The sequence below is a fragment of the Priestia filamentosa genome (assembly GCF_900177535.1).
GTDB classification, from domain to species: domain Bacteria; phylum Bacillota; class Bacilli; order Bacillales; family Bacillaceae_H; genus Bacillus_I; species Bacillus_I filamentosa.
This window is the reverse complement of the sequence record NZ_FXAJ01000002.1, coordinates 84,327-109,641: the sequence shown is the minus strand read 5'-3', so window position 1 is coordinate 109,641 and position 25,315 is coordinate 84,327. Positions and strand designations below refer to the sequence as shown.

Genomic DNA, 25,315 nt, shown 5'->3' with positions numbered 1-25,315 from the left:
AAAAATGTAAAATTCCATGTGAGAAAGTCGAACAATATATTATACTTTCTCTTATTTCTTATATATACTTAAGAGCATTACAAGTAAAACTGTATAAAAAATACTTTAATTTGCTAAAAATAGTAGACAATGTTGTATAACTTAAATTATCATACAATTAAGAATATTTATGAACCCTATTTTTATTTATCTTTTTTAGTAAAGGAGGAATATAGCTCGTTTCCTAACAAATCTACGACTTTGAAAGCGTTTTCTATTTCACTGTCGCAAAGGAGGAACTACATAATGAATATGGAACAACCGCAACTAAAGAAAGAACTAAAAATTCGGCATATTACAATGATCTCCTTAGGAGGAATAATCGGAGCTGGGCTTTTTATAGGAAGCGGAACCCTTATCGGTCAAACAGGACCAGGATCTATCTTCTCTTACGCTTTTGCAGGTTTATTCGTTATTCTCATCATGAGAATGCTTGGTGAAATGTCTACAGCTAATCCGTCCAGCGGTTCTTTTGCTACTTATGCAAGACAAGCTTTAGGTCCTTGGGCAGGATATACGATTGGCTGGCTTTATTGGTTTTTCTGGGTAATCGTTATTGCTGTTGAAGCTATTGCAGGCTCAAATATTATTCAATATTGGTTTCCAGGCATTCCGTCTTGGACTATGAGTCTCATTCTTACTTTCTTATTAACCCTTACAAACGTGTACTCCGTTAAGTCATTTGGAGAATTTGAGTACTGGTTTTCTCTTATAAAAGTAGTTAGTCTTGCTTTATTTTTAATTCTTGGTGGAGCAATCATTTTAGGTCTTATCCCAGGCGTTGAATCACCAGGAACAACAAACCTTGTAGACCGAGGTGGCTTTCTTCCAAATGGAATAAGCTCTGTCTTTTTAGGTGTTGCACTTGTAATGTTCTCATTCATGGGAACTGAGATTGTAGCAACAGCAGCTGGAGAATCAGCAGATCCCGAAAAAGCGATTACAATTGCTACAAGAACAGTTATTTACCGTATTCTGATTTTCTACCTTGGATCAATGATGATTCTTGTTACAATTCTACCTTGGGACTCTCCAACTCTTTTAAAAAGTCCATTCGTGTCTATTTTAGAGCTTGTAAACGTTCCAGGAGCAGCCCAAATTATGAACTTTATTGTATTAACAGCTGTCCTTTCCTGCTTGAATTCAGGTCTCTATACAAGCTCACGTATGCTGTTTTCAATGGCTCAAAAAGGTGATGCACCTCGCATGTTCTTGAAAGTGAACAAAAAAGGAATTCCATTTAACGCCATTATAGGTTGTACAATTGTTTCTTACATTAGCGTTGGTTTTAACTATCTTTCACCAGATAAAATCTTTTTGTTCTTAGTAAATGCTTCTGGTGGAGTTGCGCTACTTGTTTATCTCGTTATTGCCTTTTCACAGTTAAGACTGCGCCGTATGTATGAGAAAACAAACCCTGAAGCGCTTAAAATTAAAATGTGGTTTTTCCCTTACTTAACGTATATTACAATCGCTGCAATGGCTAGCATTTTCTTTGCAATGGCATTCATTGATTCGCTTCGCTCACAGTTTTATCTCACAACATTGATTGCTTTATGTGTTGTAGGATCTTATTTCTTAATTAAAAAGAAGGATGTAACAAGCGTTGCAACAACTACAAAAGAAGAAATTTCATAATGAAAAAGCTCCTTACTTCCGTGTAAGGGGCTTTTTCATTATCTCTTCATTATTTTATCTCACGCTCAGAAATTCCTTCTAAGTTTTATTTGTTACGTAACAATTAGACTCAGTCTGGATTACAGGCAATTTTTCCATAGCGAAGGGCATCATAGATCGCCCGACCATCACTTGACGTTGTTTCTGAAAACTTAATAGGTAAAAGAGACAATGCTACATAGTAGACAGAAAAATAAACAAACTGATAAGAGAATAGAGAAGGTTCCACTGTACTGTATACTACTAACCCATTCATAATCAAAATAGAAGCTAGATTAGCAATTATTCCTCCTGCATATACAAAAGCATGAGTAAATCGATTATCAATCTTTAATTCTTCATAAACACAAAAGGAATCTAAAAAATAAACAGACTTAATTTTAAATTTCCCCTTTTTAAAAATCGTTTTACCACGACCAATTGTAAAATCTACTCTTCCCCCAAAAAGAATAGCAACGATTAAATGTCCTAGTTGATGAGTGATGGCAACAAGTGGAAGGACAATTAAAAATGAAAAGAAAAACTTAGGTAAATCTTCAAACCCAAACATGATGGTCCCTCCTGTTAATTTAATGGAAGGAAGCTTTAAAAAAAGTTTCCTTTTCTCTCCTACATTCCACCTTTTTTTTGTTCAAAACCTTTTTTTAGATAGAAAAGAAAAAAAGAACACAAAGATGTGCTCTTTACATATGCTATGCTATGTTTTTAGCCTTGCCCCGTAAGTCAGCAGCAAGTGTTTCTAGTTTTTGAATAAGAATTGAGCCTGTTTCATTTGCCTTTCGAGATTTTGTTGTAAGCTGAGCCTGATGCTCTATGTAAACGTCTTTTTGATGTCCAAGCCAAGAGCTCGCATGCACACCACAAGCATTTACGTTTTCGTGAGCTCCTTCATTGAAGTTGTTAACAGCTCTTCTTACTGTGTTTGCGTAGCTTTCAAGGACAAGAGCTTGTGCTAAATATTTTGCTTTTAGAAACTCTCGTTCAATTGCCTCTCCTACTGTATCACTCACATGATGTAGCGCATCTCCTACTTTATGTGCAGCATCGCTAATCTCATGTGTAAGATGCTCTAATCCTTGCTGTCTTGCCATATCTTATCCTTCCTTCCATACAACTCTATCTTTCCATTATAAAGGGATAAAGTAAGGTATTGGATAGTAAAAAAGACTCTTTTTCCTCTTCACTTCTATCTAAAGACCTTTACCTCTATTAAGAAGACATTTTCACATAAGAATAAGCTCTTCTCTGAAGAGAAGAGCTTATTCTTAGCGGTCTTTTGCTTTTCCAATTTCTTTTTGAACATCGCCTTTTAATTTATCTTTCTTACCTTCATTTTGCATGTGATAATCATTCGTTGCGTTCCCGACTTGATCTTTTGTTTCTCCCTTTACTTTATTCACTGCACTTTTTACTTTTTCACTAAGTCCGTTGTTTTTACTCATTTACATCACCTTCTCCTTCTTAAATTGTTACTTTTTCTTTTCCCTCTCTTAAAAGAATTAAACATATTATAAATTCTGATTGAAAAGAGCTTTATGATAGACTAGCTCTAAGGAGGAATAAAGATGAAAACAATGCTTATCGTACACGATGTTGAAGAATACCGTTCCACAATTGAAGAAGTTGCCGTAGGATTCAAGGTAATTATTGAAAAAGACCAAAGCAAATGGAAAAACTATGTAGAAGAAGCAGAAGTTGTGCTCGGTTGGAGAAACGAGATGAATGTTGAAGAATTTAAGAATCTTCGCTTTTTACAAAGCTGGAGCGCTGGTGTTGATACACTTCCTCTCGCAGAACTTAAAGAAAAGAAGGTTTTTCTTTCTACAGCAAGCGGCGTTCATGCTTATCCTATTTCAGAAACTATTTTTGGACTTCTTTTATCTTTAACAAGAAAGATTCATACATATGTAAGAAATCAGCTCGAGAAAAAGTGGCATAATAGCGGATTGAGCCTAGAACTTCATGAGAAAACAATTGGAATCATTGGAATGGGCGCCATTGGTAAAGAAACAGCTAAAATTGCAAAAGCTTTTAATATGAAAACGCTAGGTCTTCGCCATTCAGGTAAAGAAGAAAAGTATGTTGATGAAATGTACACAACAAAAGCTCTCTCTTCTTTCTTACCTCACTGTGATTATGTTGTGATTACACTTCCTCTCACTGAAGATACGCACGGAATGTTCGGTGAAGAGCAGTTTAAAAAAATGAAAAGCTCAGCATTTCTTGTGAATATTGGCAGAGGTGAGCTTGTTCGTGAAAGAGAACTTATTCAAGCTTTACAAAACGAGGAAATTGCAGGAGCTGGACTTGATGTTTTTGAACAAGAACCACTTGAAGAAAACAGCCCGCTTTGGGAGCTTCCAAACGTGATTGTGACTCCACATACTTCTGGCGCTACTGAATATTATGCGAAGAGAGTTGTAGAAGAGATTTTTCTTCCAAATATAAAAGACTATCTCAGTGGAAAAACACCTTCTATTAATACAGTAGACTACGAAAAAGGCTACTAATTTTACAAAAGAGACACTGTATTTCCATCAAAATCCTCTCTAAGATTTTGATGGAATACAGCTCTAACAGGGAGATTTTTTAAATTTTTCTCCATTATCATTATCTTCTTCCCTATTATTTTCTTCTTCATGAAATTCGACAGTATTTTGTCCTGTAATATAATCAAATGGTGTATAGTGGCTTTTAGAAACCGTACGTTTTAAAATAAAAAATTTGTAGCACGCAACCAAAACTATCAAAATAAAAACTGTTGTAAAAGTAAGAAACATCAGAGATAAAAAAAGCAACGAGCTTCCCCTCCTCTGTTTTTATACGTTTTCTTCACTTTGTTGGTTTCAATAGAACCGACTAAATGAAAACTATGGATGAATAAAAAAAGGAAGATAAAGACTAGAAAGATCCATTGAATTTTGTATACGTTTTCTTTCTCCTCTATTCATCTTCTTTTTTATGTGCTATAGTTTTTATAATTACATTATTAGTAGTAGAGAAGGGATTAAATCATGAATGGAACATACTCTCCATACATAACGTTCACGGAAAAGGAATGGTCTAAGCTTCGTTCTGTTACACCTTTTCCATTAACAAAAGAAGAAGTCGAAAACTTCCGAGGCATTAATGATAAACTATCCGTCCGTGAAGTATCAAACATTTACTTACCGCTTTCTCGTCTTTTAAATCTTTATGTAAAAGCTTCTCAAATGCTTTTCAAAGGTACACACGACTTTCTTGGTAAACAAGGCAGTAAAGTACCTTACATTATTGGAATTGCCGGAAGTGTCGGCGTTGGGAAAAGTACAACAGCACGCGTTATTCAAGCGCTTTTGTCTCGCTGGCCTGAACATCCGCGTGTTGATCTTGTAACAACAGATGGCTTTTTATATCCTAAACATGTATTAGAAGAAAAAGGACTTATGCACCGCAAAGGTTTTCCTGAAAGCTATGATACAAAATATTTAATTGATTTTTTAACAGCTGTAAAATCTGGGGACCCACATGTTAATGCGCCCCTTTATTCACATGTGCTGTATGATAGAGTTCCAGATGAATATACTCATATTTCACAGCCTGACATTTTAATTTTGGAAGGCATTAACGTTCTTCAACAAATGCAAAATTTTGAGACCCCTCAGCTTTCCGTGTCTGATTTCTTTGATTTCTCGATTTATGTAGATGCTGATGAGTCTGATATTTTCCGTTGGTATGTAGAACGTTTTAAAATCTTTTGTCAAACATCTTTTCAAAACCCAGATTCTTATTTTCATCGCTATGCAAGCCTTTCTGAAGAAGAAGCAACAAACATAGCAACAAACATTTGGAAAGATATTAACCAAAAGAACCTTCATGAGAACATTCTTCCAACCCGCTATCGTGCAGATCTTATCCTTCGTAAAGGCCAAGACCATGGAGTAGAAAAAATTCGCATGAAGCAACTATAAAAAAGAGAGCCACATATAGTGGCTCTCTTTTCACATTTTCTTCTTTTTAAAAAGCTCCTTTTCTTTCCATTTTCCATATTTGTAATAGAAATAGACAACGATACTACTAATTAAAAAGCTAATGCCCATTCCAAGACCAATGCCCATCTCTCCAAAAAAAGACGATAAACCATATGTGAGGGGATAGCGTAGCACCCAAAGGGAAACAACATTTAAAAGTAAAATTTGAATCATAGCTCCCGAAGCCCGGACAACTCCGTTTAAAATAAAATTAATCCCAAGGAGCGGATAAAAAAAGGCGATAATTTGGAGGTACTCTCCTCCAAACTTAATAGCACTCTCGTCATTTGTAAAAAGACTAACAGCTTCATGAGCAAAGAAGAAAATGATAACAGAAACAACAAGCATAATGACTAAGTTGTATAAAACGCCATACCGAGCGATTTTATGCACTCTATCCCACTTCGAAACGCCTATATTTTGACCAGCCATACTGCTGACAGCTGTACCAAGAGCCATTGCTGGAAGCATTAGCAACGAATCCAGACGCTGTGCTGCCCCAAAACCAGCTACAGTATGTTCTCCAAAGCTTGTCACAACGCTCATAATGGCCATTACTCCTGAAGAAATCACCATCATTTGCAGTCCTGCAGGAATACCAAGCTTTAAAATAAGCAGGATTTCTTCCTTTTGAGGTAAACTTGGCTTTGTGAATGGAACAAGCTTTTTCCTAATCATTAAAGCTAGTCCATACAGAAAAGCGAAAGCTTGTGAAATAAGTGTTGCATATGCAGCTCCTTCTATTCCAAAATGAAACTGTATAATAAATAACGGTGCAAGCACTGTATTAAGGAGAACCGCAATACATACAAACTTTAATGGTGTTCGGCTATCTCCTAATGCTCGTAAAACGGTTGCGATAAAATTATAGCCAAACAAAAAGAGAATACCAACAAAGTTAATCTTTAAGTATAACGTAGCTTCATCAACCATTGATGGCGGCGTTCCTAGCATCATTAAAATCGGACGAGCTAAGAAATAACCAACAACTCCAAGCACAAATGCTAAACATGTAAGCGTAACAACGAAGGCATTTAAATAGTTTTTTAAGCCTTCTTCATTTCCTTTTCCTTTTTGCTGAGATAAAATGGTTAATGAGGCATTGTTTACCCCAATGACAAATGATAAGATCGTAAAAATCACGGTACCTGATACTGCAACAGCTCCAAGCGCCTGAGCCCCTAGCAAGTTACCAACCCACAAACTATCAATAAACTGATAAGACGTCTGAAGCAAGTTTGTTAGTAAAATGGGGGTTGAGAACCATAACATTTGCTTAAATATATTTCCCTCTGTAAAGTCATACCGTGCCATATTCATCCTCCCCCTTTTTATTGTCTTTCCCTATTATGCCAAAAAGAAGAAGGTAATTCATGCTATTTGACTTCACATTTTTTAATACATTTAAAAAGGAGCGTAAAGATGATTCATTCATTAAAAGTTGGGCGAGCAAACGTGTTCGTCATTCAAGAAGAAAAAACAATTATCGTTAATACAGGGTCCCCTAAGAAAAGCGATTTTTTACTTCAATCTCTCTACAAACTTGGCGTAACTAAAAACAGCGTATCCCTTATTCTTTTAACACATGGTCATCTTGATCATTTTGGCAATATCAATGAGATAAGGAGCGTATTCAATGCGCCCGTAGCCATTCACAGAGAAGATGTAGGCGCCTTAGAAAAAGGACAAGACTCCTATTTAAAGCCGACCCGAAAACGGGGAGCCCTTATCAAACCTTTTTTACACGGTAAAATCAAAGGAACATCGCCTGATATGTTGATAGATACCACGCTTTCACTTAAGCCTTTTGGTGTAAACGGAAAAGTTGTTCATACTCCTGGTCATACAGACGGTTCCCTCTCTGTTATTTTAAAAAATAAGGAAATGATTATAGGGGATCTTTTAATGGGTGGACACATTGGCGGCTTTTTTCTTCCTCACAAACCGAGACACCATTACTTTGCTCATAATATGGATACTGCTCAAAAAAGTATTCAACGTTTGCTTCATGAGAAACCAAGTAAAATCTATGTTGGCCACGGTGGTCCTCTAACTTTTCGAGACATTCAAAAGCGGGAATTTTAACTTCTTTCCCTTAAGGTAAACATGCTTTTGAGGAAGAAACATGGATAAATGAGCAAAAATAAATTTACTCCCCACCACATGATGTCAAAGTCTTTTCTTACACTCCAAAAGCTAAGTGCCATAAGGCCTGCACAAAAAGTAAGAACAAGAGAACAAAAAGCAAAAGCTTCCCATTTCCTATTGTTTCTTTTATATAGAGCTAAGCTTATAAATCCCGTAATTGAAATAAGGATATCTAGTGGAAAGAACGACCAATTCCATGCTACAAGAATGGGATTTTCGTAATCTTTGAATGCATAGTGAAGAGGAATCAAATTAAAAAACGTGAGCAACCAATAAAGAATAAATCCGATATCTGTAACGAGAAAAAAATAGGGAAGAGATTTCATCTGTTTTCCACAACTTTCTCATTTTTATAAGCTTCATGCTCGCCTGATGTGATGTTTAGCGTTATGACTCCTATCAAAATAAAAAGAATAGCGATAACTTTTACTATACTTATTTCTTCTTTAAAATACAGAAAGCCACCCCCTGTAATAAGGACAATCCCCATTCCAGACCAAATAGCATAAGCAATTGAAATTTCTATGTTTTTTAAGGCAAGGGTTAAAAAAGTAAGACTTCCTCCATAAAATATGAGCATAAGGAGGCTAAGCCCCCATTTCTCTAACCCATTTGTTAGTTTCATTGTTACAGTTCCTGCAAGCTCCAAAATAATCGCTATACTTAAATATATCCAATGCAACATTCTCTCCTCCTAAGCTTTAATTCCGTTCATTAAAACCTCCACAATCTGTTGAAGAAGCTCCCCCAGCGTAAGGTTGTGTTCGTGCAAGGAAGTATAAGCATTATTAAAAGCTCCAATGTACATTTCAATAAAAAGCGGAATCGATATGTTCTTAAGAATTCCTTCATCTTTTGCTTGTTCTAATAAATGTGTTATGATGTTCCACTCTTCTTTTAAAAATAGCTGAACTTTTTCCCATTGATCATAGTGATACTTTTTTAGTTCAAGAAGGAGTCTTGCATCCATTGCTTCCCCTTCTGCTGGAACGCAAACAAGTAACAGTCTGATTTTTTCTATAAGAGGAAGTGTTGTATCTAACGCTATTTTCTCCTCCTTTACTTTTATTTCCGCTAAAAAACAGTCCACAATCTTATTGATAAGATGGTTTTTAGAAGGAAAATGTTCATATAACGTTCGCTTGCTTACAGATAGTTCAGTAGCAAGCTCATTCATTGTAAATTTTACTCCTTTTAATTTTAAAAGTTTTGTTGCTTCCTCCATTATTCTATTTTCCATATTTTCCACCTCCTAAAACTAATGGTACCATAAAAGTTTTTTTAGTACCATCTATTTTTCCACTTTTTCCCTAACTAAACACTGCACAATCTTCTGAATATTAAAAGGGTTTTTAGACGCCGTGTCGAATGAAATAAGGGAAGAAATATTTATAAGGAGGAATCTTAGTTGACAGAAAATGGCGAAGTGAAAGATTGTAAAGTGAAGGCGTTGCGTAACAAGCTCGCTAAGCTTATGTCTCTCTCTGCAGATGCTTTATACTACTTGAAAATTTCGTATAATCATCTCTATCCATCCGCTGTATCTATTTCAAGCAGACAAGTTGCTCTTGAACTATTAAGTAGAGCATATCGACTTAAGGAAACAATAGAAGATACATATTATTACTTTCTTTCTGAAAAGAACAAAAGGTTGCTTGAAGCGTTTATTCAAAAATTTGAAATGTTTGATCATGAGTTTTTGGATTCATTTGCAGTTGAGGATACAATGCATCATACTCGTCAATATCATAAAGAACTTGAAGATCTTTATATGACCTTATCACACGAAATCTATGCTGAAGCTTCTGTATAATGGATTTTAACTGTTACCTATACGTCCTCTTTTAGCCTTTCTTATTTTCACTATACCTTCCAACTTTTTTTGGAAATCCTCTTGTTTTTTCCATCTCATTTTATACTTTGACTACCAGAGGAGAAAGTGCAGGTGTTGTTCTTGATTTTAGTTAGTTCATGTTTAGCAGGTATAGAGTGCCGGTATGACGGCACTCATCGTTTGAAAGAGAAAATACGTTTTTTAGTAGAAGAAAAAAAAGCGGTTACTGTCTGTCCTGAACTCCTAGGTGGATTTTCTACACCCCGACAATCTGCAGAAATTGTTGGTGGAACTGGTAAAGATGTTTTGTCTGGAGACGCAAAAGTTATTGAAAAGTCAGGAAGAGATGTGACAGATCTCTATGTAAAAGGTGCTTATAAAACACTAGAAATGGCCTTAAAGCTCCAGGTAACTCATGTTGTCTTAAAACAGTTTAGTCCATCATGTGGAAGCAAATCTATATACAACGGAACGTTCACCGGCGAGAGAATACAAGGAGAAGGTGTAACAAGCGCTCTATTGAGAAAAGCAGGCATTACCGTGCTAAGTGAAGAAGATCTTTACTATCTATAAAACTTCTTCATAAAGCTCAAGCGGTAATCCATCTGGATCTTTGAAAAAAGTAAATCGCTTATTTGTAATTTTATCTATTCTTACAGGTTCCGTTTGAACGCCATATTTGTTTAAATGTTTTATACATGTTTGTAAATTTTCTACTTCAAAAGCAAGATGACGTAACCCTCTTGCCTCAGGATAGTTTGGACGCTCTGGTGCATTCTGAAAAGAGAACAGTTCAATTCTATCCTTTCCTCCTATTTCTAAGTCTAATTTAAAAGAACCTCTCTCCTCACGGTAGCTTTCATGAAGCATTTTACATCCTAACACATTCATATAAAAATCTTTAGATTTTTCATAGTCTGAGCAAATAATGGCAGCGTGATGAATTCCTTTAATATTCATATGTTTCCCCTCTCTTTTTTTCTTTTATTATAACGGTAAATCTCCTATCCTACATTGAGATTTATCATAATCTAAAAAAAAATCTTCTTTTATACATATTTCTAAAAAATGGTGAAATTATATAAAAAAGGAGGTGACCTTTATGGCTAACAATCGTTCAAATGATTTACTTCGTGATGAAGCAAGACTTGCTATTGAACAAATGAAGCATGAAATTGCTTCTGAATTTGGTGTAACACTAGGTGCTGACACTACTTCTCGCGCTAACGGTTCAGTTGGTGGAGAAATTACAAAACGTTTAGTTCAAATGGCTGAACAAAAATTAGGCGGATCAACTTACCATTAGAGGGACGTTTTTTATCCCTCTTTTTCTTCTTAGAACATCTAAAATTGTTTTCCTTTACCTTCTCCCTTATATTTAGAAAAGGTCTTAATGTTTTTTGTTCTGTTGGTTCTCGTTATTTCGCGAATGAACAAGCTGGAGGAAATATTATGATTGAAACAGAGCGCTTGCAGCTCGTCTCATTTAAAAGTTCGTATGCCCAAGCAGTTTTGAAAGGTCGCTCACATTTAGAAAGACTTTTCCCTTACGCTATCTCTCCTCAGTGGCCAAATGCAAACTACTCTCTTCTCCTTCCTATCATTGCTCTAGATGTGCTTAATCACCCTTTTAAACAACAGTGGAATAGATTCATTGTACACAAGAAACAAAGGCTGCTTGTTGGCCAAATAAGCTGTTACGAGTATCCTGGCCAAAAGGGTCATGTTGAGATTGGATACGGAGTTGTGACAGACTACCGAGGATACGGATATGGAAGTGAAGTTGTAAAAGCATTTATTTCATGGCTCTTTTCACATGAACATATACATAAAATAGTTGCTGAGTGTGTGATAGAAAATAAAGCATCAGCAAGAGTGCTTGAAAAATGCGGGTTTTGTAACACTAGTAATAGCGGGGAACGAACATACTGGGAGCTTATCAGACAAAAAAGAAACGTAAAATCATTCTAATAACAAAACCGTACTTTTCGCCTTTTGAAGAGTACGGTTTTTGATTAGATGTTCTGTTTTTTTAATCGTTTATGAATCCAAATAGCCGCCTGCACTCCGTCTCCTAAAGCAATAGCTACCTGCTGAGAATGAGCAACTAAATCCCCAATTGCCCACACGTTTTCTATATTGGTTTCTTTCGTGCGTGGATTAACAATAACATGTCCCTTTTTTTCATGTTCAACTCCCAGCATAAGGGCGAGCTCATTATGAATTTTATTTCCACCAAAAGCTAAAAAAGCGCGTTCCATTTCTATTTTCTCTCCTGACTTTAAAAGAGCTGATTTGATTATCCCATTTTCTTCTTTAATAGATGCTACACTACCAGAAAGAATAGAAATGTTATGTTCGTGGAGAGTTTTTTGCATTTCTAGATCGAGTTCTTCACCATGATTAATATATGTAATGGGTTGATCAAAGTATGCAAGTTCTAATGAGAGGGAAGCTCCAGCTTTTCCAGCCCCTAATACGGCTGTTTTTTTCCCAATAATTTCGTACCCATCACAATCTGGACAAACATATATACTTTTTCCTAGGCAAGCTTTTAAAGAAGAAATAGGAGGAAAATGATCGCGAAGACCTGTCGCTAATAGGAGTGTTTTTCCAACAAAAGTGTTTTGCTCTGTTTGTACTTCAAAGATTTGGTTTTTTATAACAGAAACAGCTTTTTCCCCTTCAAAAGCAACTCCGTATGATAAGGCTTGCTTTCGACCTAACTTCCTTAATGTTTCACCGCTTACCCCTTGGGGCCACCCTAATAAATTATGATATCCTTTGCATAATATGGAACGACCTTCACTTGTATCAAGAACAAGAATTTTATAGCGATATCTTCCAAGCTGAATGGCAGCTTGAAGACCGGCAATTCCCCCACCTATAATGATACAATCATATACCCTCATATTATCCCTCCTCTATTGTTTATTAACGTTCATTAATAGGGAAGAAATTATACATAAAAAAGACTTCTGCTATATACAGAAGCCTTTTTTACTTATTTTTTTTGTTTTAAAAGTAAATAAACAAAGTATGGAGCACCAATCAGTGCAGAGACAATTCCTGCTGGAAGACCATTTGGTTCGATAATATTTCGACCAATTGTATCGGCTACAAAAAGTAACCATCCTCCTAAGACAATTGCAAGTGGAATAAACATTCTACTTCTTGGTCCAACGAGCGTTTTGGCAATATGTGGAGCCATAAGACCAATAAATGAAATTCCCCCTGTAACAGAAACAGCTGATGCAGCTAGTGCTACAGAAGATAACAGTAGAATAACTCTCTCTTTTTCAATTCTCAGCCCTACTCCTATTGCAACTGATTCACTTAATGTTAAAACATCAAGTTTGTTTGCTTTGTACATTGTAAATGGAATAAGAATAACAACCCATGGAAGCAGCGCCAAAACAAAAGGCCAATCTGTTCCCCAAATGTTACCGTTAATCCATTTAGCAATAAAGTCTACTTTTTCCCGTCCTGCAGACGAAATAAGCACAATCATCAGCCCCGAAAGAGCAAATGAAAAACCAACTCCAACGAGTACAAGTCGAACAGGCTGTAAGCCAGACGAACGATCATAAGAGAAAAAGTAAATAAGCAATACGGTTACAAGCGCTCCGATGAAAGCAGCTAGTGGAAGCATATAAATAAATGAGCCAGCTTCAATTGGTAAAAATAAAAAGAAAAGAGCTACAGCTACACCTGCACCTGAATTAATACCGATAATACCAGGTTCTGCTAAATCATTCCTTGTAATCGTTTGTAAAATAGAGCCTGATAACGCAAGAGCCATTCCCGCTAAAATAGTTATGCAAATGCGTGGAAGTCGAATGGAAAATAAGATAAATTCTTCTTTAAATGTACCATCTCCTAAAAATACAGGAAGAAGACGATTGTACGAAAGAGCAGAAGAACCTATACCAAGACAAATAAAAATAGTAATCAAAAGAACAAGCACAAACAAGCTAAATAAAAGGCGCTGCTTTTTTTGCAAAGATGGTGAAATCATAAGTACTTCCCTCCTCCTTTACGAACAATAAATAGAAAGAAGGGTAATCCTATCACAGTTACAACAGCAGTTACAGGCGTTTCATAAGGAGCACTAATCGTCCGCCCAATCAAATCGGCAAGGACAAGGAAAGCAGCCCCCACAACAGCTGATATTGGCAAAATAAACCTGTAATCTGTCCCAACAATCGTTCGAACGATGTGAGGAACCATAAGGCCAATGAACACCATGTTCCCTACTAGTGATACAGCTGCACCTGCTAATAAAATAATGACGATAAAAAGGAGCGCTTTAATAAGCCCAATCTTTTGCCCTAATCCAACAGCTACCTCTTCACTAAGACTTAAAATTGTAAGCTGTTTAGATAGAAGAAGAGCAAGAAGAATACCGATAACCACAACGGGAGCCATGAATTTTATCTGTGTCCACGTTGTTCCAATCATTCCTCCTGAAGTCCACATTGAGACATCTTTTGACGTTTTAAAATAAAGGCTTACTCCTTCTGCAACAGCATACAGGAAAGCAGAAACTGCAGCACCTGCTAAAACAATACGAAGAGGTGAGAAACGACCTCCTTTAACAGAGCCAATTCCAAATACAATAATAGACCCGACAGCAGCTCCAATAAAGCAAGCAACCATTGTTCCCATATAACTTGCGCCCGGAATAAAAGCAACGGCTATCGCAAGGGCCGCGTTCGCTCCTGCTGTTAATCCTAAAAGCCCAGGATCTGCGAGCGGATTTCTCGTTAACCCTTGCATAATCGCTCCTGCAACAGCAAGGGCACTTCCAACAAGAACAGCTGCTACTTCACGCGGCAACCTAATTTCACGAAGCATTGTAATTTGCTCATTTTTTACATCTGAAGTAAAAGTAAGCCAAACGTCTTTAATGGTCGTTTCTGCTGCTCCAAATACACAGCCTGCTATAAATATGCCAATTAAAATGATAATACAGGCAATCATTTTATATGTAAAAGCAATACGTCCCCTTTTCTTATTCATGATATCCTCTCATATCTTTTTTATTTTATGTATGACAACAACTAGAAAAAGCTCTTTTAATTGATAACCTTTATCAATGTTATACTTGTTCTTTTTCCTTGTCAATATGATTTAGGATTGTAAAAAAAGCAAAAAAGGTGTACTATTTAATTGATAATGATAATCAATACTATTGATTTTTAAAAGGAGTGCACAACATATGGGTGAAAAAGAACTCTTTGACGTAACAATTATTGGAGGCGGACCAGCTGGGCTTTACTCAGCTTTTTATAGCGGACTTCGCGAAATGAAAACAAAAATTATTGAATACCAGCCAGTGTTAGGTGGAAAAGTGCATGTCTATCCAGAAAAAATGATTTGGGACATTGGTGGACTTACTCCTGTTCCTGGAGCGAAATTAATTGAACAACTTATTGAACAAGGATTAACATTTGATCCTACTGTTGTGCTGTCTGAAAAAATTATTTCTATTTCCAAGAATAACGAAGGATTTTTTGTACTAAAAGCAGCTTCAGGTAACGAGCATATTTCAAAAACAGTAATCGTTGCTGTTGGAGGCGGCATTTTAAATCCTCAGAAATTAGACATTCAAGGCGCAGAGCGTTTTGAAGTTTCAAACTTAAACTATACTGTGAAATCTCTACAGCGTTTCAAAGATAAAACCGTTATTATTTCTGGAGGCGGAAATTCAGCTGTAGACTGGGCAAATGAGCTTGAGCCAATTGCTAAAAAAGTATATGTTACATACCGAAAAGAGACATTAACAGGACATGAAGCACAAGTCAAACAACTATTAAACAGCTCTGCTCACTGCTTTTTCAATACATCTATTACAAAACTTATTGCTTCAGATACACAAGATACAGTTGAACACGTTGAGTTAACCGACCATAAAACAGGTGAAACAACTATTGTTTCAATTGACGAAGTCATCATTAATCATGGCTATGAACGAGATCAAGCTCTTCTCAAAAATAGTGATCTTAATGTTGATATTGCAAAAGACTATTTTATTTCAGGAAGTTCAAACAGCGAATCTTCTATTGAAGGACTCTATGCTGCTGGGGATATTCTCCACCATGATGGGAAACTACATTTAATTGCTGGGGCATTCCAAGATGCAGCAAATGCTGTTAACAAAGCAAAATTGTTTATTGAACCAACCGCTCATAAAAGTGCCATGGTATCTTCTCATAATGAAATATTTAAAAAACGAAACAAAGAACTTGTAAAACGACTTGTAAAATAGATTTTTCATTTAAAAAAGGTGAAAAAGAGCTTTTCTTGCTTTTTCACCTTTTTTCTTATTCTTGTTTTTTTTCGTTTCGATAAATTTGACTTTCTTCAGTTGCACGAAAGTCGCCTTCTTTATGATGATGAATTTCACATTGACTTACTGTTGCTTCCCCTTCATCAACAGCAAAAACACCAAATTTGTTCGCATTGTGAAGAAAAGATTTTTTAAGAGATAAAAATCCCTTTGTTGCAACACCTGTATTTGAACCTTGGTGATTATAAATCTCACAATGAATGACTTCACATGTTCCTTCCCTTTCAACGAACAACCCATGCTGTGCACCGTCATAGATAGCACTATGCTCCATTGAAAGGTAGCTTCCTTCCCTTACAACAACGCCATCCCATTCATGAGCACAAATTTTCGAGTGTGAAACAAGTACTTTCGACCATTCGTTAACGAGAACTCCTTCTTGCTCTCCATCGTAAATATGACAATCTTCTATTGTAACTACAGACTTTTTTTCAACTTGAACATTTGCAGCTTCATTTTTATAAATATGGCATTTTTTTAAATGTACATTTGCTGATCTTGTTGCCCATATGCCATTTTCCCGACTTTCATAGCTTTCAGAATGGGAAAGCGTAACATGGCTGTTCAACCTTGAATGAATATTTGAATAACCGTTTTTAAATAAGCGGCAACGATAGAAAAAAGCCGAGCTTTCTTCCTTAATCCAAAGGCCATTTTGTTCGCTATTGTAAACAGAGCATTCACTTGCCGTTATGCTTCCTTTTTCTCTTATTTTAATATTTGCATAGTGATTATGATGAATATCACATCTCTCAAGCGTGCCTTCTCCGTTTTTTTCAAGGAGAAGGCCGTTTTGTTTACTATCATAAATTTGCGAATCACTCATACTTATATGGCCCTTCTCCGAAACCGAAACATTATGACCTTTATTGCTATAAACAGAGGATTCTTTTAAAAACGCTTCACCTCGCTGTGTAATAAAAATTCCTTCGTATACGCTATGATGAATACGGCAGCGAGTGGCACGAAATGTACTATCTGAGAGAACCGCAATATTAGAATGAAGATGTTCGTAAATATCACTGTGCTCAATCCAAACATGACCGTTGTTTTCTACGACAATTCCCCGGGTTTTTCCTTCAAAAATTTTCGATGAATAAATGTCCCCTCTAGCTTCATCTGTTACAACAAGATTTGTATTCTCATTCTGAAAAATCTTAGAGGAGCGAATAGATACAATGCTTTCTCCACTCGCATACACACCTGTTTGCTTGCTTCCCCAAATACGGCAGTTTTCAAAGGAAGGATGTGCCCCATTATCTGCAACAACATTTGAACCCTTATTGTGATAAATAGAACAATTCTCAAATCGACTCTTTGCATTGCTTGTCAGATGTGCTCCAACTCCATTACAGAAATAAAGCTGACAGTTTTTAAAAAATGGGTTTGCTTCTATTCCAGCAACTTTTATACCGTAAGCCGTTTCAGATATGAAATGACAATTTTCAAAAATACTCTCTCCAGCTAAGACCACCACTCCAAAATCGCTTTGTTTCTTTTCTGTACCGCGGTAAAAGGTTATATTTTGGATTTTTGCTTCTTTCGCATAGACAGACGCAACTGGCGTTAAAATATTACATACAATTACTTCAGAAGGATGTCCATGTCCAACAAGAGAAATTTCTTTGTCAATCTTAAGAGGGACATTTTCATAATATATACCAGGTTCAATGATAATTTTGGTTCCATTGTCTGCATTGGCAATCGCCTCACTAACAGACCTAAAAGAATCAGAAGATGTCTTGGACACCAAAAGAACGTTTTCGTTAATCATGAAAGCCACCTCACAACTCATCAATTTTTTATTACATTCTACTTTTTCGATTTTCTTTTACACTCTTATTTCTCTCCAACTATATTCACGTGTGCAAGGTGGTGATTTCCATGCCATGCATATAGAGCAAGAGCTTCGTATAATGTTAGCGTTTCTTCTGTTTCAGGATGTCTAAACGTTCGCCCGTAATCTTCTTCAGTCATCCTTTCTAGAAGGGTTACCCAGCGTCTATGAAGTGCTTGTAGAAGAAGCAAAGATTCATGCACGTCTGCTTTATAATCTGGAAGTTCCGCCCACTTTCCTTCATCATACGGACGAATTGTTGGATTTTCTTCTGTTAACGCTAGCTTAAAACGAATAAAACTGTTCATGTGACTGTCTGCCACATGATGCACAACTTGGCGAATCGTCCAACCACCATCACGATACGCTTTATCAAGTGCTCTTTCTTCAAGAGATTCAACAGCTTTTGTTAGTCGCTCTGGCAAGTTTTTTATTTCATCTATGTAAGATTTCTTATCTTCTTGAGTAAACGTACTTGGCTTAACAAATGTTCCAATTGGATAACGTCTTTCCATTTCCTTTCCCTCCCAATGCTTATACGTAAACGTCTTCATCGATAAAATTTATTTTTATGTTCTCGCTGCATCACAGCTTATTTTCCTTTTTTTGCATTAACACTTCTTTTTCAATAAGTTCTGCTAGTATTCTAAGTCCCTTATCCATTTCTTCTAGTGAAGCATAAGAATATGAAAGACGCAGTGATGTACGGTCTAATCTGTCGTATATATGTCCAGGTGCAATTAAAATGCCTTTTTCGACTCCTTTTTTAAATAACTTATCAAAGTTCAAAGGAAAGTGAAACACAACCCATATATAAAATCCGCCTTTTGGTATAGTCCATGTAGCAAGATGCGAAAAATAGCATTCTAGAAGAAATTGCATAAAATCCCTTCTCTTTTTTAACATCTTTCGTACATATGCGCCATGTTCTTCATATTTTTCGCTTAACATCCACCTTCTAGCAACATATTGTGAAACTGTACTTGATCCATAGTCTGTTTGCATTTTTGTATCTGCTAAACGTTCAATAACTCCCTCTTGTCCAACAACCCATCCTATCCTTAGCCCTGGACTTACTAACTTGGACATCGTTCCTAAATAAAGAACTTGTCCACTTTTATCATAGCTCTTAAGCGGAAGAGGAGGCTTTTCATCAATCCATAAATCTTCATAAGCTGAATCTTCAATTATAGGAAGCCCCATGCGAATACTGTTTTCAACAAGTGCTTTTCTTTCATCTTCCCCCATTAAAGCTCCTGTTGGATTATGAAACGTTGGGTTCACATAAAACAAGGAAAGATCAAAACGATTTTTTAACTGTTCTACTTTTTCAATTGATAGAGGTTTGTTCATACTTCTTTCTATTCCAATTAATTTGATTCCAGCAGACTGAAGGGCATTTACTGAATATAAATAAGAAGGACGTTCTACTAAAATACGGGCTGATCTTTCTAATAAGCTAAGTGACAGCAGTTGGATAGCTTGAAGGGCTCCTGAGACGATTAAAATAGAAGATGGTGTTGTATAAATTCCTTTTTCTCGCAATCGTTTGCTAATCGCTTCTCTTAGCTGCACATCCCCTTTAGGCTCAGAGTAGCCGAGATGAAAGTCTGTTTCATCTGCGGAACTCATCAACTGTTGAAAAAGCTTTTTCGGAAGTAAATCCGCGCTTAATTCTCCTGTTCCTAACCGAATCAGATCTTTTTCAAATTCATATTGATTAATCTTCTGAATAAAAGGCTGGTTTGGATAGTGACTCCCTTTTTCAATATATGCGGTCCAATTTGGCAAAGGTGATTGCTTCTCCCATTTTCCATATGTGACCTTTGTTCCTCCCCCATACTCTCCTTCAACATATCCTTCTGCTATTAAATTTTGAAGAGCTGAGACAATCGTACTCCGATTTACATTAAACCAAGAGGCAAGATACCGCTGTGAAGGGATTTTTGTATCATATCCCCATTCTCCTCTTTCGATTTTCCTTTTCATATAGTCGGTAATTTGCTTATATAGCGGTTTCTCTTCATAACGATTTGGCTTCCAATCCAAAAATACACCACCTCCTTTCTTTATTTTAGCATTTGGTTGGGTTAATGCCCTCTTAAATGGGTGGGGACAAGAGCTTTTTCTTTTACTATTCTATAGAAAGACTATAAAGAAAAGGTGAGAAAATGATGATTCAAGCATTTATTCATGGAGTTTTTTTAGCTTTAGGGCTTATTTTGCCCCTTGGAGTTCAAAATGTATTTATTTTTAATCAAGGAGGAAGTCAATCCTCTTTAAAAAAAGCCTTCCCTTCTGTCATTACTGCTTCAATATGTGATACAGTTCTTATTTTAACTTCTGTTCTGGGCCTTTCCATTTTGTTATTGCAAGTCCCTTTTTTAAAAACTGTGTTTTATAGCTGTGGAATTATCTTTTTAACTTATATGGGATGGACAATTTGGCAAACAAAGCAGCAAGAGAACGAAAAAACAGAAGCTTTATCTTCAAAAAAACAGATAAGCTTTGCCCTTTCCGTTTCTCTTCTTAACCCTCATGCCCTTTTAGATACAATTGGAGTTATTGGTTCTAACTCGCTTCTTTATAGCGGAGAAAATAAAATCTGGTTTACGCTTGCTGCTATTTTAGTTTCATGGGCATGGTTTTTCTTTCTGGCTGTTGCAGGTCGTTTTGTACAAACTGTTGATTCCTCTGGAAAAACCGTCTACCTGTTAAATAAAAGTGCCGCACTTATTATTTGGGGGATTGTTATTTATATGATTATACATTCTTTCTAAGCGTAGGACGTTTAGTTTTTTCTGATTGTGGTATTTTTTATGTAACCCTGAAAATGAAGGAGAGATATCATGGCTACAACTGAACTAACAAATGAACAAGAGCAACAGCTTAATGAAGGCATTTCACATCTTTCATTTACAGATGAACAACAAAGCATCATCAATGAGAAAAAACAAACACCACTTGAACACAGAGAAAGTCATGGAACAATACAGCCAGCTACAAAGCTCGCTGTTGATAAAAAAGAACTGTTAGAAGCAGTCGGCAATACTGTAAAACAGTTGCCAGATGCGTTAAGTTCTGCTTTTGATCAAGATTCTTTTATCAAAACAGTTGAAGAGCACTTTGAGGAATATGAAACAGTTGGAGATGTTCTTTCAGCAGCCGTTAAAAAACATCATGTTTCAGATGAGGAAGAAGAACAAGCTTTAGCTCTAGACTATATTGCTTTTTCGTTACCGCTTTAGAATATAAGCGCAGGAGGTTTCCTGCGCTTATTCATATTCTAGAAATTCAAGGCGGTTACCAAAAGGATCGCGAACGAAAAAACGCGTTCTTCCTACAATTGGACGATCTTCCTTTATTTCAATTGCCTGCTCCTTGAGATGACTTCTTAACTCTTCTATGTTTTGAATAACAAACGCAGGATGAGCTTTAACTGGCGGTGTAAACGGATCTTCGATGCCAATATGAATTTCCTGTGTTCCTATCACAAACCAGCATCCTCCACTACTTTTAACACTTGACGGCTTTGGAATTTCCTTCAAACCTAAAATTCCATTGTAAAAGCTCCTTGCTTTTTCTTCACACCCTTTTGGCCCTGTAAGTTGAACGTGGTCAATACGAGAAAATGAAAATAGCATATGTGCCCTTCTTTCTTTTTCAGCTCTCTTTATTGTAATCAAAAAGAAGAAGAACGCCTAGAGTAAAGTACACGATTAATCATCATCTTTTTTCTTTTTCTTCTCATCACTATCATCACTGTCACCTTGGTAATCGTCCATATTTAATTCTTTGTTCTCTTTCTCATCTTTTCCCTCTTGTTTCTTTTCTTTTTCCTCTTTCTTCTCGTTTTCTTTTTCCTGTTTTGATTCTTCCCCTTTTCCGTCTTTTTGTTCATTTTCTTCTTTCCGGTTTGATGTAGAAGGATCCCCTTTACTAGGAGCACATGCTTGTAAAGTTAAAGTTGAGAAAACAAACACAAGTAAGAAAAGCCATTTTTTCATTTTCCATCTCTCCAAATCAATGTATTTATGAAATAGCCTTCCCTACTGAAGCAGAAATACTAATTCTTCTTAATTTAAACATCAAAAAACCCCTAGCATAACTAGGGTTTTTGTTATTTACAGAGAGACTTTAAATGCTGTTCAATAATTCTCTCAAGCTTCTCCGTTGAAAATTCTGTTTTCTGTAAGACTGCATGAAGAGCAAGTCCATCAAGAAGAGCAAAAAGTCGCTCAACTTCATATTCTTCATCAAGGTGGTCCTTTAACAGTTTTAGTTTTTTTAGAGCATCAATAACGCTTGCTGCTCCAAACTTGATTCCTTTATACACTTCGTCACTCGCTTCTTTCAACGAATCGTCTGACAAAGATTTAATAATAAAGGCCATCCATACCTCCATTTCGACTTCTTTTTCTTTTGTAGTTGGTAGAAACTGCAGGAGAAACTCTTTCATTACTTTAAAAGGTTCTCCCTCAAAAGACATAGAGTGAATTCGTTCATTCACCCGCTCTGATACTAAGTTCATTGCAAATGTCAGCAAACTAGCTTGAGAAGGAAAATAATGACGAATAGAACCAACAGAAAATCCAGACTGTTTCGCAATGTTGCGAATCGAAGCTTGCTCCATACCTTTTGTTCGAATTACTTCCCATGCTGCTGCTGCGATTTTTTCACGTTGTTTTTGATGATCGACGATTTTTGGCATAACTTTATTATAACATATTTACTTTTTTAATACACATGTGCTATATTGTTTTTAATACAACTGTATTAAAAAAGGGGGACATTTATATGATTGGATTTTTCATCGTCTTATGTGAGATTAGCTTTTGGATATTTATCTTAGGAGGTCTTTTCCTAAGATATAAATGGAGGCAAAAAAAGCTAAGTATTATCGTTCTTTCCTGTACACCGCTTATTGACCTTTTATTACTTATTTTCACTTACATTGATTTAAAAAATGGCGCTACCTCTACTTCTCTACATGGATTAGCAGCCGTTTACATTGGCGTAAGTCTTATTTATGGTCATAGTATGATTCAGTGGGCTGATAAACAGTTTTCTTATCGATTTATAAAAAAACAAAAGCCTGAAAAGAGACGCCTTTATGGAAAAGAGCATGCTTCATTTGAAAGATATGGTTTTTATAAGCATGCTGCTTCATTTCTCGTTAGCTCTCTTCTTATCCTTTTCCTCATCTTTTTTATAGGAAATAACAGTCAAACAGCTGGGCTTGCTTCTCTCCTAAAATATTGGGGAATCATCCTGCTCATTGATTTCTTTATTAGCTTTAGCTACACCATTTGGCCACGGCAAAAACCTCGTTCGAAAAGGATATCTCAATGAAGCGATTAGAAGCACTTGATATACTGCGTGGATTAGCCATTATTGGAACGCTCGGCACAAATATTTGGCTCTTTTCCTCTTTTGGAGATACGAGCGTACTTTTTGGAAATGGTGAAGAGTTTTGGAAGACAGCAAACGGCATTCTTCAAGCATTTGTGCTCTTCCTTGTAAACGGAAAGTTTCTTGGAATGCTTACACTCCTTTTCGGTGCTGGTTTAGAACTAAAACGAAAAAGAGCGCTGAAACGAGGTGAACGCTGGCCTGGACTTTATCTCTGGTCTTGCTTTCTACTTTTAATAGAAGGCTACGTTCATTATCTTCTTGTTATGGAATATGACATTTTGATGAGCTATGCCATAACAGCGATCATTGTCTCATTTGTTGTCACAAAAAGTGATCGCACAGTCAAAAGAGTAATGATTAGCACAGGAAGTCTTCACTTTTTAATGGTAGTCTCTGTCTTCCTCCTCACATTACTTTCTTCAGCCCTTTCTGATGAAGTTAATCTAAATTTATATAGAGATGGTAGCTGGATTGATCAAGTTATGTATCGTTTTGATTCTTTTTGGATTTACCGATCTGAGTCTATTTTCATTATTCCTCTTAACGTTTTTCTTTTTCTGCTTGGCAGAAAGCTTTTATGTCTTGGAGTTTTCGCTTTTGACGAAAGTGGAAGAAGATGGAGAAAAAAGCTATTAAAGATCGGAATAGGAGCACTTCCGTTTAACTTTCTTCTTATAGTGCAAGGCGAGCTTTTTATGTTTTCTGTGCGTTATTTATTTGCTCCCCTTCTTTCATTAGGCTATATTAGCCTTGTAATCATGTTATATGAAAAAAAGAAAAACCGTTTTTTCTTCAAAAGACTTTCCGAGATTGGGCGAACTGCTTTAAGCTGCTACATTTTACAAAATATACTTTCCTCATATATATTTTATGGCTGGGGACTTGGTTTAGGTGATAGAGATAACGCCTTTCTTACTGTTTCAGTTCTCATAATCATTTCATGCCTCCTTTCTCTTTTCTCTAATGTCTGGCTTAGATTTTTTCCTAGAGGACCTTTTGAATCTTGGTGGAGATGGCTTTCATACTTGCCTACTAAAAAAACGAACTAGAAATCTAGTTCGTTTTTTTATGAGCCGTTAATAAGAGGGCTTCTCCTTTGAATGAATGAAGCTTCTCCTTTTCTATAGCAATAGAGAAATATCGTTTAATATCATCAGAAGCATTCTTCATTTCGTCTTCTAATTCCTCCACTTTTTCAGGCGCCAACTTCATCATGTTACACCATGTATAAAACTGAAACTCTTTCGGAAAAAGAGTAGCGCTTTCTATTTTTAGGCTATTTTTCTCAATAAGAGAAACCCACTCACTCTTTTTATAAGCTCGAACATGGCTCGGATCACGAAATTTTTCAATGTTATTATAAAAGGTATCGTATTCTTCCTGTTCAGGTGCCACATTATCAATAAGGACAAACACCCCTCCTGGAGTGAGCACTCGCTGTACTTCAGAAATAAAAGCTTTAACATTGGAAAAATGGTGTGGGGCAATACGACAAGTAACAGCAGTGAACGTGCTATCTTCAAAAGGAAGGTTCTCAGCATCTCCACAAACAAACGAAACATTTCTATGTCCATTCTTATTTAAAAATGATTCTGCTTTTTGAAGCATTTCTTCTGTAAGATCAAGAGCTACTACTTTTTTAAAAAGAGGGGCGAGTTTATTCACAACATGTCCTCCCCCTGTTGCAATATCAAGAAGAGAAGCACAGTCTTGTTTTTTTATAATTTGTTCTACTTCGTTTAAATCTTGTCCTTTTGCATGTGTTGGACTTTTAATATATTGTTCCGCATTTTCCCCAAACTGTTTTCGCACCACATCTTTATTGTCCATAAACTCCTCTCCATTCTTTCACCAAGTTATAATCTACATCTTCTATAAAAAACGGGGTTCTTTGATCACTCAAATTTCATCATCTCTTTTAATCCTATGCGCCTTCTCCACCATAAATTTCTTCGTTCTTTTGAAAAGGGCACTAAGGATAAGGACAGGCGCCGTTTCCACTC

General features: G+C 36.2%; 32 protein-coding genes. 13 read left to right on the top strand and 19 right to left on the bottom strand.

Features of this window, described 5'->3' with window-relative positions:
* Positions 1-291: 291 nt before the first annotated feature.
* Positions 292-1,677 carry an amino acid permease gene (locus B9N79_RS07755; RefSeq protein ID WP_372450214.1) on the top strand — a complete coding sequence of 462 codons (1,386 nt, stop codon included), beginning with the start codon at positions 292-294 and terminating at the stop codon, positions 1,675-1,677.
* Between the two features lie 109 nt (positions 1,678-1,786).
* On the opposite strand, the gene B9N79_RS07750 is transcribed toward B9N79_RS07755, so the two are convergent.
* From B9N79_RS07750 to B9N79_RS07740, 3 genes are all read right to left on the bottom strand, one after another.
* Complete coding sequence (locus tag B9N79_RS07750) at positions 1,787-2,266, bottom strand: site-2 protease family protein (RefSeq protein WP_019395338.1); 480 nt, start codon at positions 2,264-2,266, stop codon at positions 1,787-1,789.
* Positions 2,267-2,408: 142 nt separating this feature from the next.
* The gene (locus B9N79_RS07745) at positions 2,409-2,807 is read right to left on the bottom strand and encodes a hypothetical protein (protein WP_046217085.1); all 399 of its coding nucleotides are present in this window, start codon (positions 2,805-2,807) and stop codon (positions 2,409-2,411) included.
* 174 nt (positions 2,808-2,981) lie between these two features.
* Positions 2,982-3,158, bottom strand: a complete 177-nt coding sequence (locus tag B9N79_RS07740; RefSeq protein WP_082023604.1) for a CsbD family protein — start codon at positions 3,156-3,158, stop codon at positions 2,982-2,984.
* Positions 3,159-3,281: 123 nt separating this feature from the next.
* On the opposite strand from B9N79_RS07740, the gene B9N79_RS07735 reads away from it, so the two are divergent.
* A complete protein-coding gene (locus B9N79_RS07735) occupies positions 3,282-4,226 on the top strand; it encodes a D-2-hydroxyacid dehydrogenase (RefSeq protein ID WP_082864709.1) in 945 nt (314 codons plus the stop codon).
* A gap of 63 nt (positions 4,227-4,289) precedes the next feature.
* Here B9N79_RS07735 and B9N79_RS07730 read toward each other — a convergent pair whose 3' ends face one another.
* Positions 4,290-4,514 (bottom strand): DUF3951 domain-containing protein, encoded by a 225-nt coding sequence (locus B9N79_RS07730; RefSeq protein ID WP_082864708.1) that lies wholly within the window; start codon positions 4,512-4,514, stop codon positions 4,290-4,292.
* A 216-nt stretch (positions 4,515-4,730) separates the two neighbouring features.
* Here B9N79_RS07730 and coaA point away from each other — a divergent pair, with 216 nt between their 5' ends.
* Positions 4,731-5,666 (top strand): type I pantothenate kinase, encoded by a 936-nt coding sequence (gene coaA, locus B9N79_RS07725; protein WP_019395332.1) that lies wholly within the window; start codon positions 4,731-4,733, stop codon positions 5,664-5,666.
* 30 nt (positions 5,667-5,696) lie between these two features.
* Here coaA and B9N79_RS07720 read toward each other — a convergent pair whose 3' ends face one another.
* Positions 5,697-7,040 (bottom strand): MATE family efflux transporter, encoded by a 1,344-nt coding sequence (locus tag B9N79_RS07720; protein WP_019395331.1) that lies wholly within the window; start codon positions 7,038-7,040, stop codon positions 5,697-5,699.
* A 108-nt stretch (positions 7,041-7,148) separates the two neighbouring features.
* Here B9N79_RS07720 and B9N79_RS07715 point away from each other — a divergent pair, with 108 nt between their 5' ends.
* Positions 7,149-7,811, top strand: a complete 663-nt coding sequence (locus B9N79_RS07715; protein WP_085118099.1) for an MBL fold metallo-hydrolase — start codon at positions 7,149-7,151, stop codon at positions 7,809-7,811.
* Here B9N79_RS07715 and B9N79_RS07710 read toward each other — a convergent pair.
* Genes B9N79_RS07710 through B9N79_RS07700 form a run of 3 tightly spaced genes read right to left on the bottom strand, consistent with a single transcriptional unit; the run spans position 7,808 to position 9,114 of the window.
* Positions 7,808-8,200, bottom strand: coding sequence for a YvaD family protein (locus B9N79_RS07710; protein ID WP_019395329.1), 393 nt, complete (start codon positions 8,198-8,200; stop codon positions 7,808-7,810). The two genes, B9N79_RS07715 and B9N79_RS07710, sit on opposite strands and share 4 nt — an antisense overlap.
* Positions 8,197-8,556, bottom strand: coding sequence for a DMT family transporter (locus B9N79_RS07705; protein ID WP_048896907.1), 360 nt, complete (start codon positions 8,554-8,556; stop codon positions 8,197-8,199). The genes B9N79_RS07710 and B9N79_RS07705 overlap by 4 nt, the downstream gene beginning before the upstream one ends.
* Positions 8,557-8,568: 12 nt before the next feature.
* Positions 8,569-9,114 carry a TetR/AcrR family transcriptional regulator gene (locus B9N79_RS07700; protein ID WP_019395327.1) on the bottom strand — a complete coding sequence of 182 codons (546 nt, stop codon included), beginning with the start codon at positions 9,112-9,114 and terminating at the stop codon, positions 8,569-8,571.
* A gap of 168 nt (positions 9,115-9,282) precedes the next feature.
* On the opposite strand from B9N79_RS07700, the gene B9N79_RS07695 reads away from it, so the two are divergent.
* Positions 9,283-9,687 carry a hypothetical protein gene (locus tag B9N79_RS07695; protein WP_019395326.1) on the top strand — a complete coding sequence of 135 codons (405 nt, stop codon included), beginning with the start codon at positions 9,283-9,285 and terminating at the stop codon, positions 9,685-9,687.
* 141 nt (positions 9,688-9,828) lie between these two features.
* Complete coding sequence (locus B9N79_RS07690) at positions 9,829-10,281, top strand: 2-thiouracil desulfurase family protein (RefSeq protein WP_026009784.1); 453 nt, start codon at positions 9,829-9,831, stop codon at positions 10,279-10,281.
* Here B9N79_RS07690 and gloA2 read toward each other — a convergent pair.
* Entirely contained in the window at positions 10,276-10,668 is a 393-nt protein-coding gene (gene gloA2, locus B9N79_RS07685; protein ID WP_019395324.1) for an SMU1112c/YaeR family gloxylase I-like metalloprotein, read from the bottom strand. The genes B9N79_RS07690 and gloA2 overlap by 6 nt on opposite strands.
* A 142-nt stretch (positions 10,669-10,810) precedes the next feature.
* On the opposite strand from gloA2, the gene B9N79_RS07680 reads away from it, so the two are divergent.
* Both B9N79_RS07680 and B9N79_RS07675 read left to right on the top strand, forming a co-directional pair.
* Positions 10,811-11,014, top strand: a complete 204-nt coding sequence (locus B9N79_RS07680) for an alpha/beta-type small acid-soluble spore protein (protein WP_019395323.1) — start codon at positions 10,811-10,813, stop codon at positions 11,012-11,014.
* A 146-nt stretch (positions 11,015-11,160) separates the two neighbouring features.
* The gene (locus B9N79_RS07675) at positions 11,161-11,679 is read left to right on the top strand and encodes a GNAT family N-acetyltransferase (RefSeq protein ID WP_019395322.1); all 519 of its coding nucleotides are present in this window, start codon (positions 11,161-11,163) and stop codon (positions 11,677-11,679) included.
* 44 nt (positions 11,680-11,723) lie between these two features.
* Here B9N79_RS07675 and B9N79_RS07670 read toward each other — a convergent pair whose 3' ends face one another.
* From B9N79_RS07670 to B9N79_RS07660, 3 genes are all read right to left on the bottom strand, one after another.
* Complete coding sequence (locus tag B9N79_RS07670) at positions 11,724-12,620, bottom strand: NAD(P)/FAD-dependent oxidoreductase (protein ID WP_040057941.1); 897 nt, start codon at positions 12,618-12,620, stop codon at positions 11,724-11,726.
* 92 nt (positions 12,621-12,712) lie between these two features.
* Complete coding sequence (locus tag B9N79_RS07665; protein WP_040057942.1) at positions 12,713-13,726, bottom strand: FecCD family ABC transporter permease; 1,014 nt, start codon at positions 13,724-13,726, stop codon at positions 12,713-12,715.
* On the bottom strand, positions 13,723-14,730 hold the full coding sequence (locus B9N79_RS07660; protein ID WP_040057943.1) for a FecCD family ABC transporter permease: 1,008 nt from the start codon (positions 14,728-14,730) through the stop codon (positions 13,723-13,725). The genes B9N79_RS07665 and B9N79_RS07660 overlap by 4 nt, the downstream gene beginning before the upstream one ends.
* Before the next feature lie 199 nt (positions 14,731-14,929).
* Here B9N79_RS07660 and B9N79_RS07655 point away from each other — a divergent pair, with 199 nt between their 5' ends.
* Complete coding sequence (locus B9N79_RS07655) at positions 14,930-15,979, top strand: NAD(P)/FAD-dependent oxidoreductase (RefSeq protein ID WP_040057944.1); 1,050 nt, start codon at positions 14,930-14,932, stop codon at positions 15,977-15,979.
* Between the two features lie 55 nt (positions 15,980-16,034).
* Here B9N79_RS07655 and B9N79_RS07650 read toward each other — a convergent pair whose 3' ends face one another.
* From B9N79_RS07650 to B9N79_RS07640, 3 genes are all read right to left on the bottom strand, one after another.
* Positions 16,035-17,834 carry a right-handed parallel beta-helix repeat-containing protein gene (locus B9N79_RS07650; RefSeq protein WP_046217082.1) on the bottom strand — a complete coding sequence of 600 codons (1,800 nt, stop codon included), beginning with the start codon at positions 17,832-17,834 and terminating at the stop codon, positions 16,035-16,037.
* Positions 17,835-17,899: 65 nt separating this feature from the next.
* The gene (locus B9N79_RS07645) at positions 17,900-18,412 is read right to left on the bottom strand and encodes a YfiT family bacillithiol transferase (RefSeq protein ID WP_040057946.1); all 513 of its coding nucleotides are present in this window, start codon (positions 18,410-18,412) and stop codon (positions 17,900-17,902) included.
* A gap of 70 nt (positions 18,413-18,482) precedes the next feature.
* Positions 18,483-19,946, bottom strand: coding sequence for an aminotransferase-like domain-containing protein (locus tag B9N79_RS07640; protein WP_046217081.1), 1,464 nt, complete (start codon positions 19,944-19,946; stop codon positions 18,483-18,485).
* A 125-nt stretch (positions 19,947-20,071) separates the two neighbouring features.
* Between B9N79_RS07640 and B9N79_RS07635 the strand changes: the two genes are divergently transcribed.
* Together B9N79_RS07635 and B9N79_RS07630 are read left to right on the top strand one after the other, a co-directional pair.
* Entirely contained in the window at positions 20,072-20,677 is a 606-nt protein-coding gene (locus B9N79_RS07635) for a LysE/ArgO family amino acid transporter (protein WP_046217080.1), read from the top strand.
* Between the two features lie 69 nt (positions 20,678-20,746).
* Complete coding sequence (locus tag B9N79_RS07630) at positions 20,747-21,145, top strand: hypothetical protein (RefSeq protein ID WP_040057949.1); 399 nt, start codon at positions 20,747-20,749, stop codon at positions 21,143-21,145.
* Between the two features lie 27 nt (positions 21,146-21,172).
* Here B9N79_RS07630 and B9N79_RS07625 read toward each other — a convergent pair whose 3' ends face one another.
* The 3 genes from B9N79_RS07625 to B9N79_RS07615 form a co-directional block, all read right to left on the bottom strand.
* Positions 21,173-21,541, bottom strand: coding sequence for a VOC family protein (locus B9N79_RS07625; RefSeq protein ID WP_019395312.1), 369 nt, complete (start codon positions 21,539-21,541; stop codon positions 21,173-21,175).
* Positions 21,542-21,616: 75 nt separating this feature from the next.
* Entirely contained in the window at positions 21,617-21,904 is a 288-nt protein-coding gene (locus B9N79_RS07620) for a hypothetical protein (RefSeq protein WP_019395311.1), read from the bottom strand.
* Between the two features lie 113 nt (positions 21,905-22,017).
* Positions 22,018-22,608: a TetR/AcrR family transcriptional regulator gene (locus B9N79_RS07615; RefSeq protein WP_040057950.1), complete on the bottom strand. Its 591-nt coding sequence runs from the start codon at positions 22,606-22,608 to the stop codon at positions 22,018-22,020.
* Positions 22,609-22,694: 86 nt separating this feature from the next.
* Between B9N79_RS07615 and B9N79_RS07610 the strand changes: the two genes are divergently transcribed.
* Positions 22,695-23,249 carry a hypothetical protein gene (locus B9N79_RS07610; RefSeq protein WP_040057951.1) on the top strand — a complete coding sequence of 185 codons (555 nt, stop codon included), beginning with the start codon at positions 22,695-22,697 and terminating at the stop codon, positions 23,247-23,249.
* Positions 23,246-24,361: a DUF418 domain-containing protein gene (locus B9N79_RS07605; RefSeq protein WP_040057952.1), complete on the top strand. Its 1,116-nt coding sequence runs from the start codon at positions 23,246-23,248 to the stop codon at positions 24,359-24,361. Before B9N79_RS07610 ends, B9N79_RS07605 begins: the two co-directional genes overlap by 4 nt.
* A gap of 4 nt (positions 24,362-24,365) precedes the next feature.
* Here the strand turns inward: B9N79_RS07605 and B9N79_RS07600 are convergent, their stop codons facing one another.
* Positions 24,366-25,142: a class I SAM-dependent methyltransferase gene (locus tag B9N79_RS07600; protein WP_019395307.1), complete on the bottom strand. Its 777-nt coding sequence runs from the start codon at positions 25,140-25,142 to the stop codon at positions 24,366-24,368.
* Positions 25,143-25,315 lie beyond the last annotated feature (173 nt).

What these genes read in the sequence shown, in the direction of transcription:
- B9N79_RS07735 (WP_082864709.1), top strand. Translation starts at nt 3,282, where the DNA reads ATGAAAACAATGCTTATCGTACACGATGTTGAAGAATACCGTTCCACA.
- B9N79_RS07750 (WP_019395338.1), bottom strand. Translation starts at nt 2,266, where the DNA reads ATGTTTGGGTTTGAAGATTTACCTAAGTTTTTCTTTTCATTTTTAATT.
- B9N79_RS07620 (WP_019395311.1), bottom strand. Translation starts at nt 21,904, where the DNA reads ATGAAAAAATGGCTTTTCTTACTTGTGTTTGTTTTCTCAACTTTAACT.
- B9N79_RS07715 (WP_085118099.1), top strand. Translation starts at nt 7,149, where the DNA reads ATGATTCATTCATTAAAAGTTGGGCGAGCAAACGTGTTCGTCATTCAA.
- B9N79_RS07645 (WP_040057946.1), bottom strand. Translation starts at nt 18,412, where the DNA reads ATGGAAAGACGTTATCCAATTGGAACATTTGTTAAGCCAAGTACGTTT.
- B9N79_RS07600 (WP_019395307.1), bottom strand. Translation starts at nt 25,142, where the DNA reads ATGGACAATAAAGATGTGGTGCGAAAACAGTTTGGGGAAAATGCGGAA.
- B9N79_RS07635 (WP_046217080.1), top strand. Translation starts at nt 20,072, where the DNA reads ATGATTCAAGCATTTATTCATGGAGTTTTTTTAGCTTTAGGGCTTATT.
- B9N79_RS07605 (WP_040057952.1), top strand. Translation starts at nt 23,246, where the DNA reads ATGAAGCGATTAGAAGCACTTGATATACTGCGTGGATTAGCCATTATT.
- B9N79_RS07710 (WP_019395329.1), bottom strand. Translation starts at nt 8,200, where the DNA reads ATGAAATCTCTTCCCTATTTTTTTCTCGTTACAGATATCGGATTTATT.
- B9N79_RS07745 (WP_046217085.1), bottom strand. Translation starts at nt 2,807, where the DNA reads ATGGCAAGACAGCAAGGATTAGAGCATCTTACACATGAGATTAGCGAT.
- B9N79_RS07675 (WP_019395322.1), top strand. Translation starts at nt 11,161, where the DNA reads ATGATTGAAACAGAGCGCTTGCAGCTCGTCTCATTTAAAAGTTCGTAT.
- B9N79_RS07680 (WP_019395323.1), top strand. Translation starts at nt 10,811, where the DNA reads ATGGCTAACAATCGTTCAAATGATTTACTTCGTGATGAAGCAAGACTT.
- B9N79_RS07615 (WP_040057950.1), bottom strand. Translation starts at nt 22,608, where the DNA reads ATGCCAAAAATCGTCGATCATCAAAAACAACGTGAAAAAATCGCAGCA.
- B9N79_RS07655 (WP_040057944.1), top strand. Translation starts at nt 14,930, where the DNA reads ATGGGTGAAAAAGAACTCTTTGACGTAACAATTATTGGAGGCGGACCA.
- B9N79_RS07700 (WP_019395327.1), bottom strand. Translation starts at nt 9,114, where the DNA reads ATGGAAAATAGAATAATGGAGGAAGCAACAAAACTTTTAAAATTAAAA.
- B9N79_RS07720 (WP_019395331.1), bottom strand. Translation starts at nt 7,040, where the DNA reads ATGGCACGGTATGACTTTACAGAGGGAAATATATTTAAGCAAATGTTA.
- B9N79_RS07660 (WP_040057943.1), bottom strand. Translation starts at nt 14,730, where the DNA reads ATGAATAAGAAAAGGGGACGTATTGCTTTTACATATAAAATGATTGCC.
- B9N79_RS07665 (WP_040057942.1), bottom strand. Translation starts at nt 13,726, where the DNA reads ATGATTTCACCATCTTTGCAAAAAAAGCAGCGCCTTTTATTTAGCTTG.
- B9N79_RS07740 (WP_082023604.1), bottom strand. Translation starts at nt 3,158, where the DNA reads ATGAGTAAAAACAACGGACTTAGTGAAAAAGTAAAAAGTGCAGTGAAT.
- B9N79_RS07610 (WP_040057951.1), top strand. Translation starts at nt 22,695, where the DNA reads ATGATTGGATTTTTCATCGTCTTATGTGAGATTAGCTTTTGGATATTT.
- gloA2 (WP_019395324.1), bottom strand. Translation starts at nt 10,668, where the DNA reads ATGAATATTAAAGGAATTCATCACGCTGCCATTATTTGCTCAGACTAT.
- B9N79_RS07670 (WP_040057941.1), bottom strand. Translation starts at nt 12,620, where the DNA reads ATGAGGGTATATGATTGTATCATTATAGGTGGGGGAATTGCCGGTCTT.
- B9N79_RS07755 (WP_372450214.1), top strand. Translation starts at nt 292, where the DNA reads ATGGAACAACCGCAACTAAAGAAAGAACTAAAAATTCGGCATATTACA.
- B9N79_RS07650 (WP_046217082.1), bottom strand. Translation starts at nt 17,834, where the DNA reads ATGATTAACGAAAACGTTCTTTTGGTGTCCAAGACATCTTCTGATTCT.
- coaA (WP_019395332.1), top strand. Translation starts at nt 4,731, where the DNA reads ATGAATGGAACATACTCTCCATACATAACGTTCACGGAAAAGGAATGG.
- B9N79_RS07625 (WP_019395312.1), bottom strand. Translation starts at nt 21,541, where the DNA reads ATGCTATTTTCATTTTCTCGTATTGACCACGTTCAACTTACAGGGCCA.
- B9N79_RS07630 (WP_040057949.1), top strand. Translation starts at nt 20,747, where the DNA reads ATGGCTACAACTGAACTAACAAATGAACAAGAGCAACAGCTTAATGAA.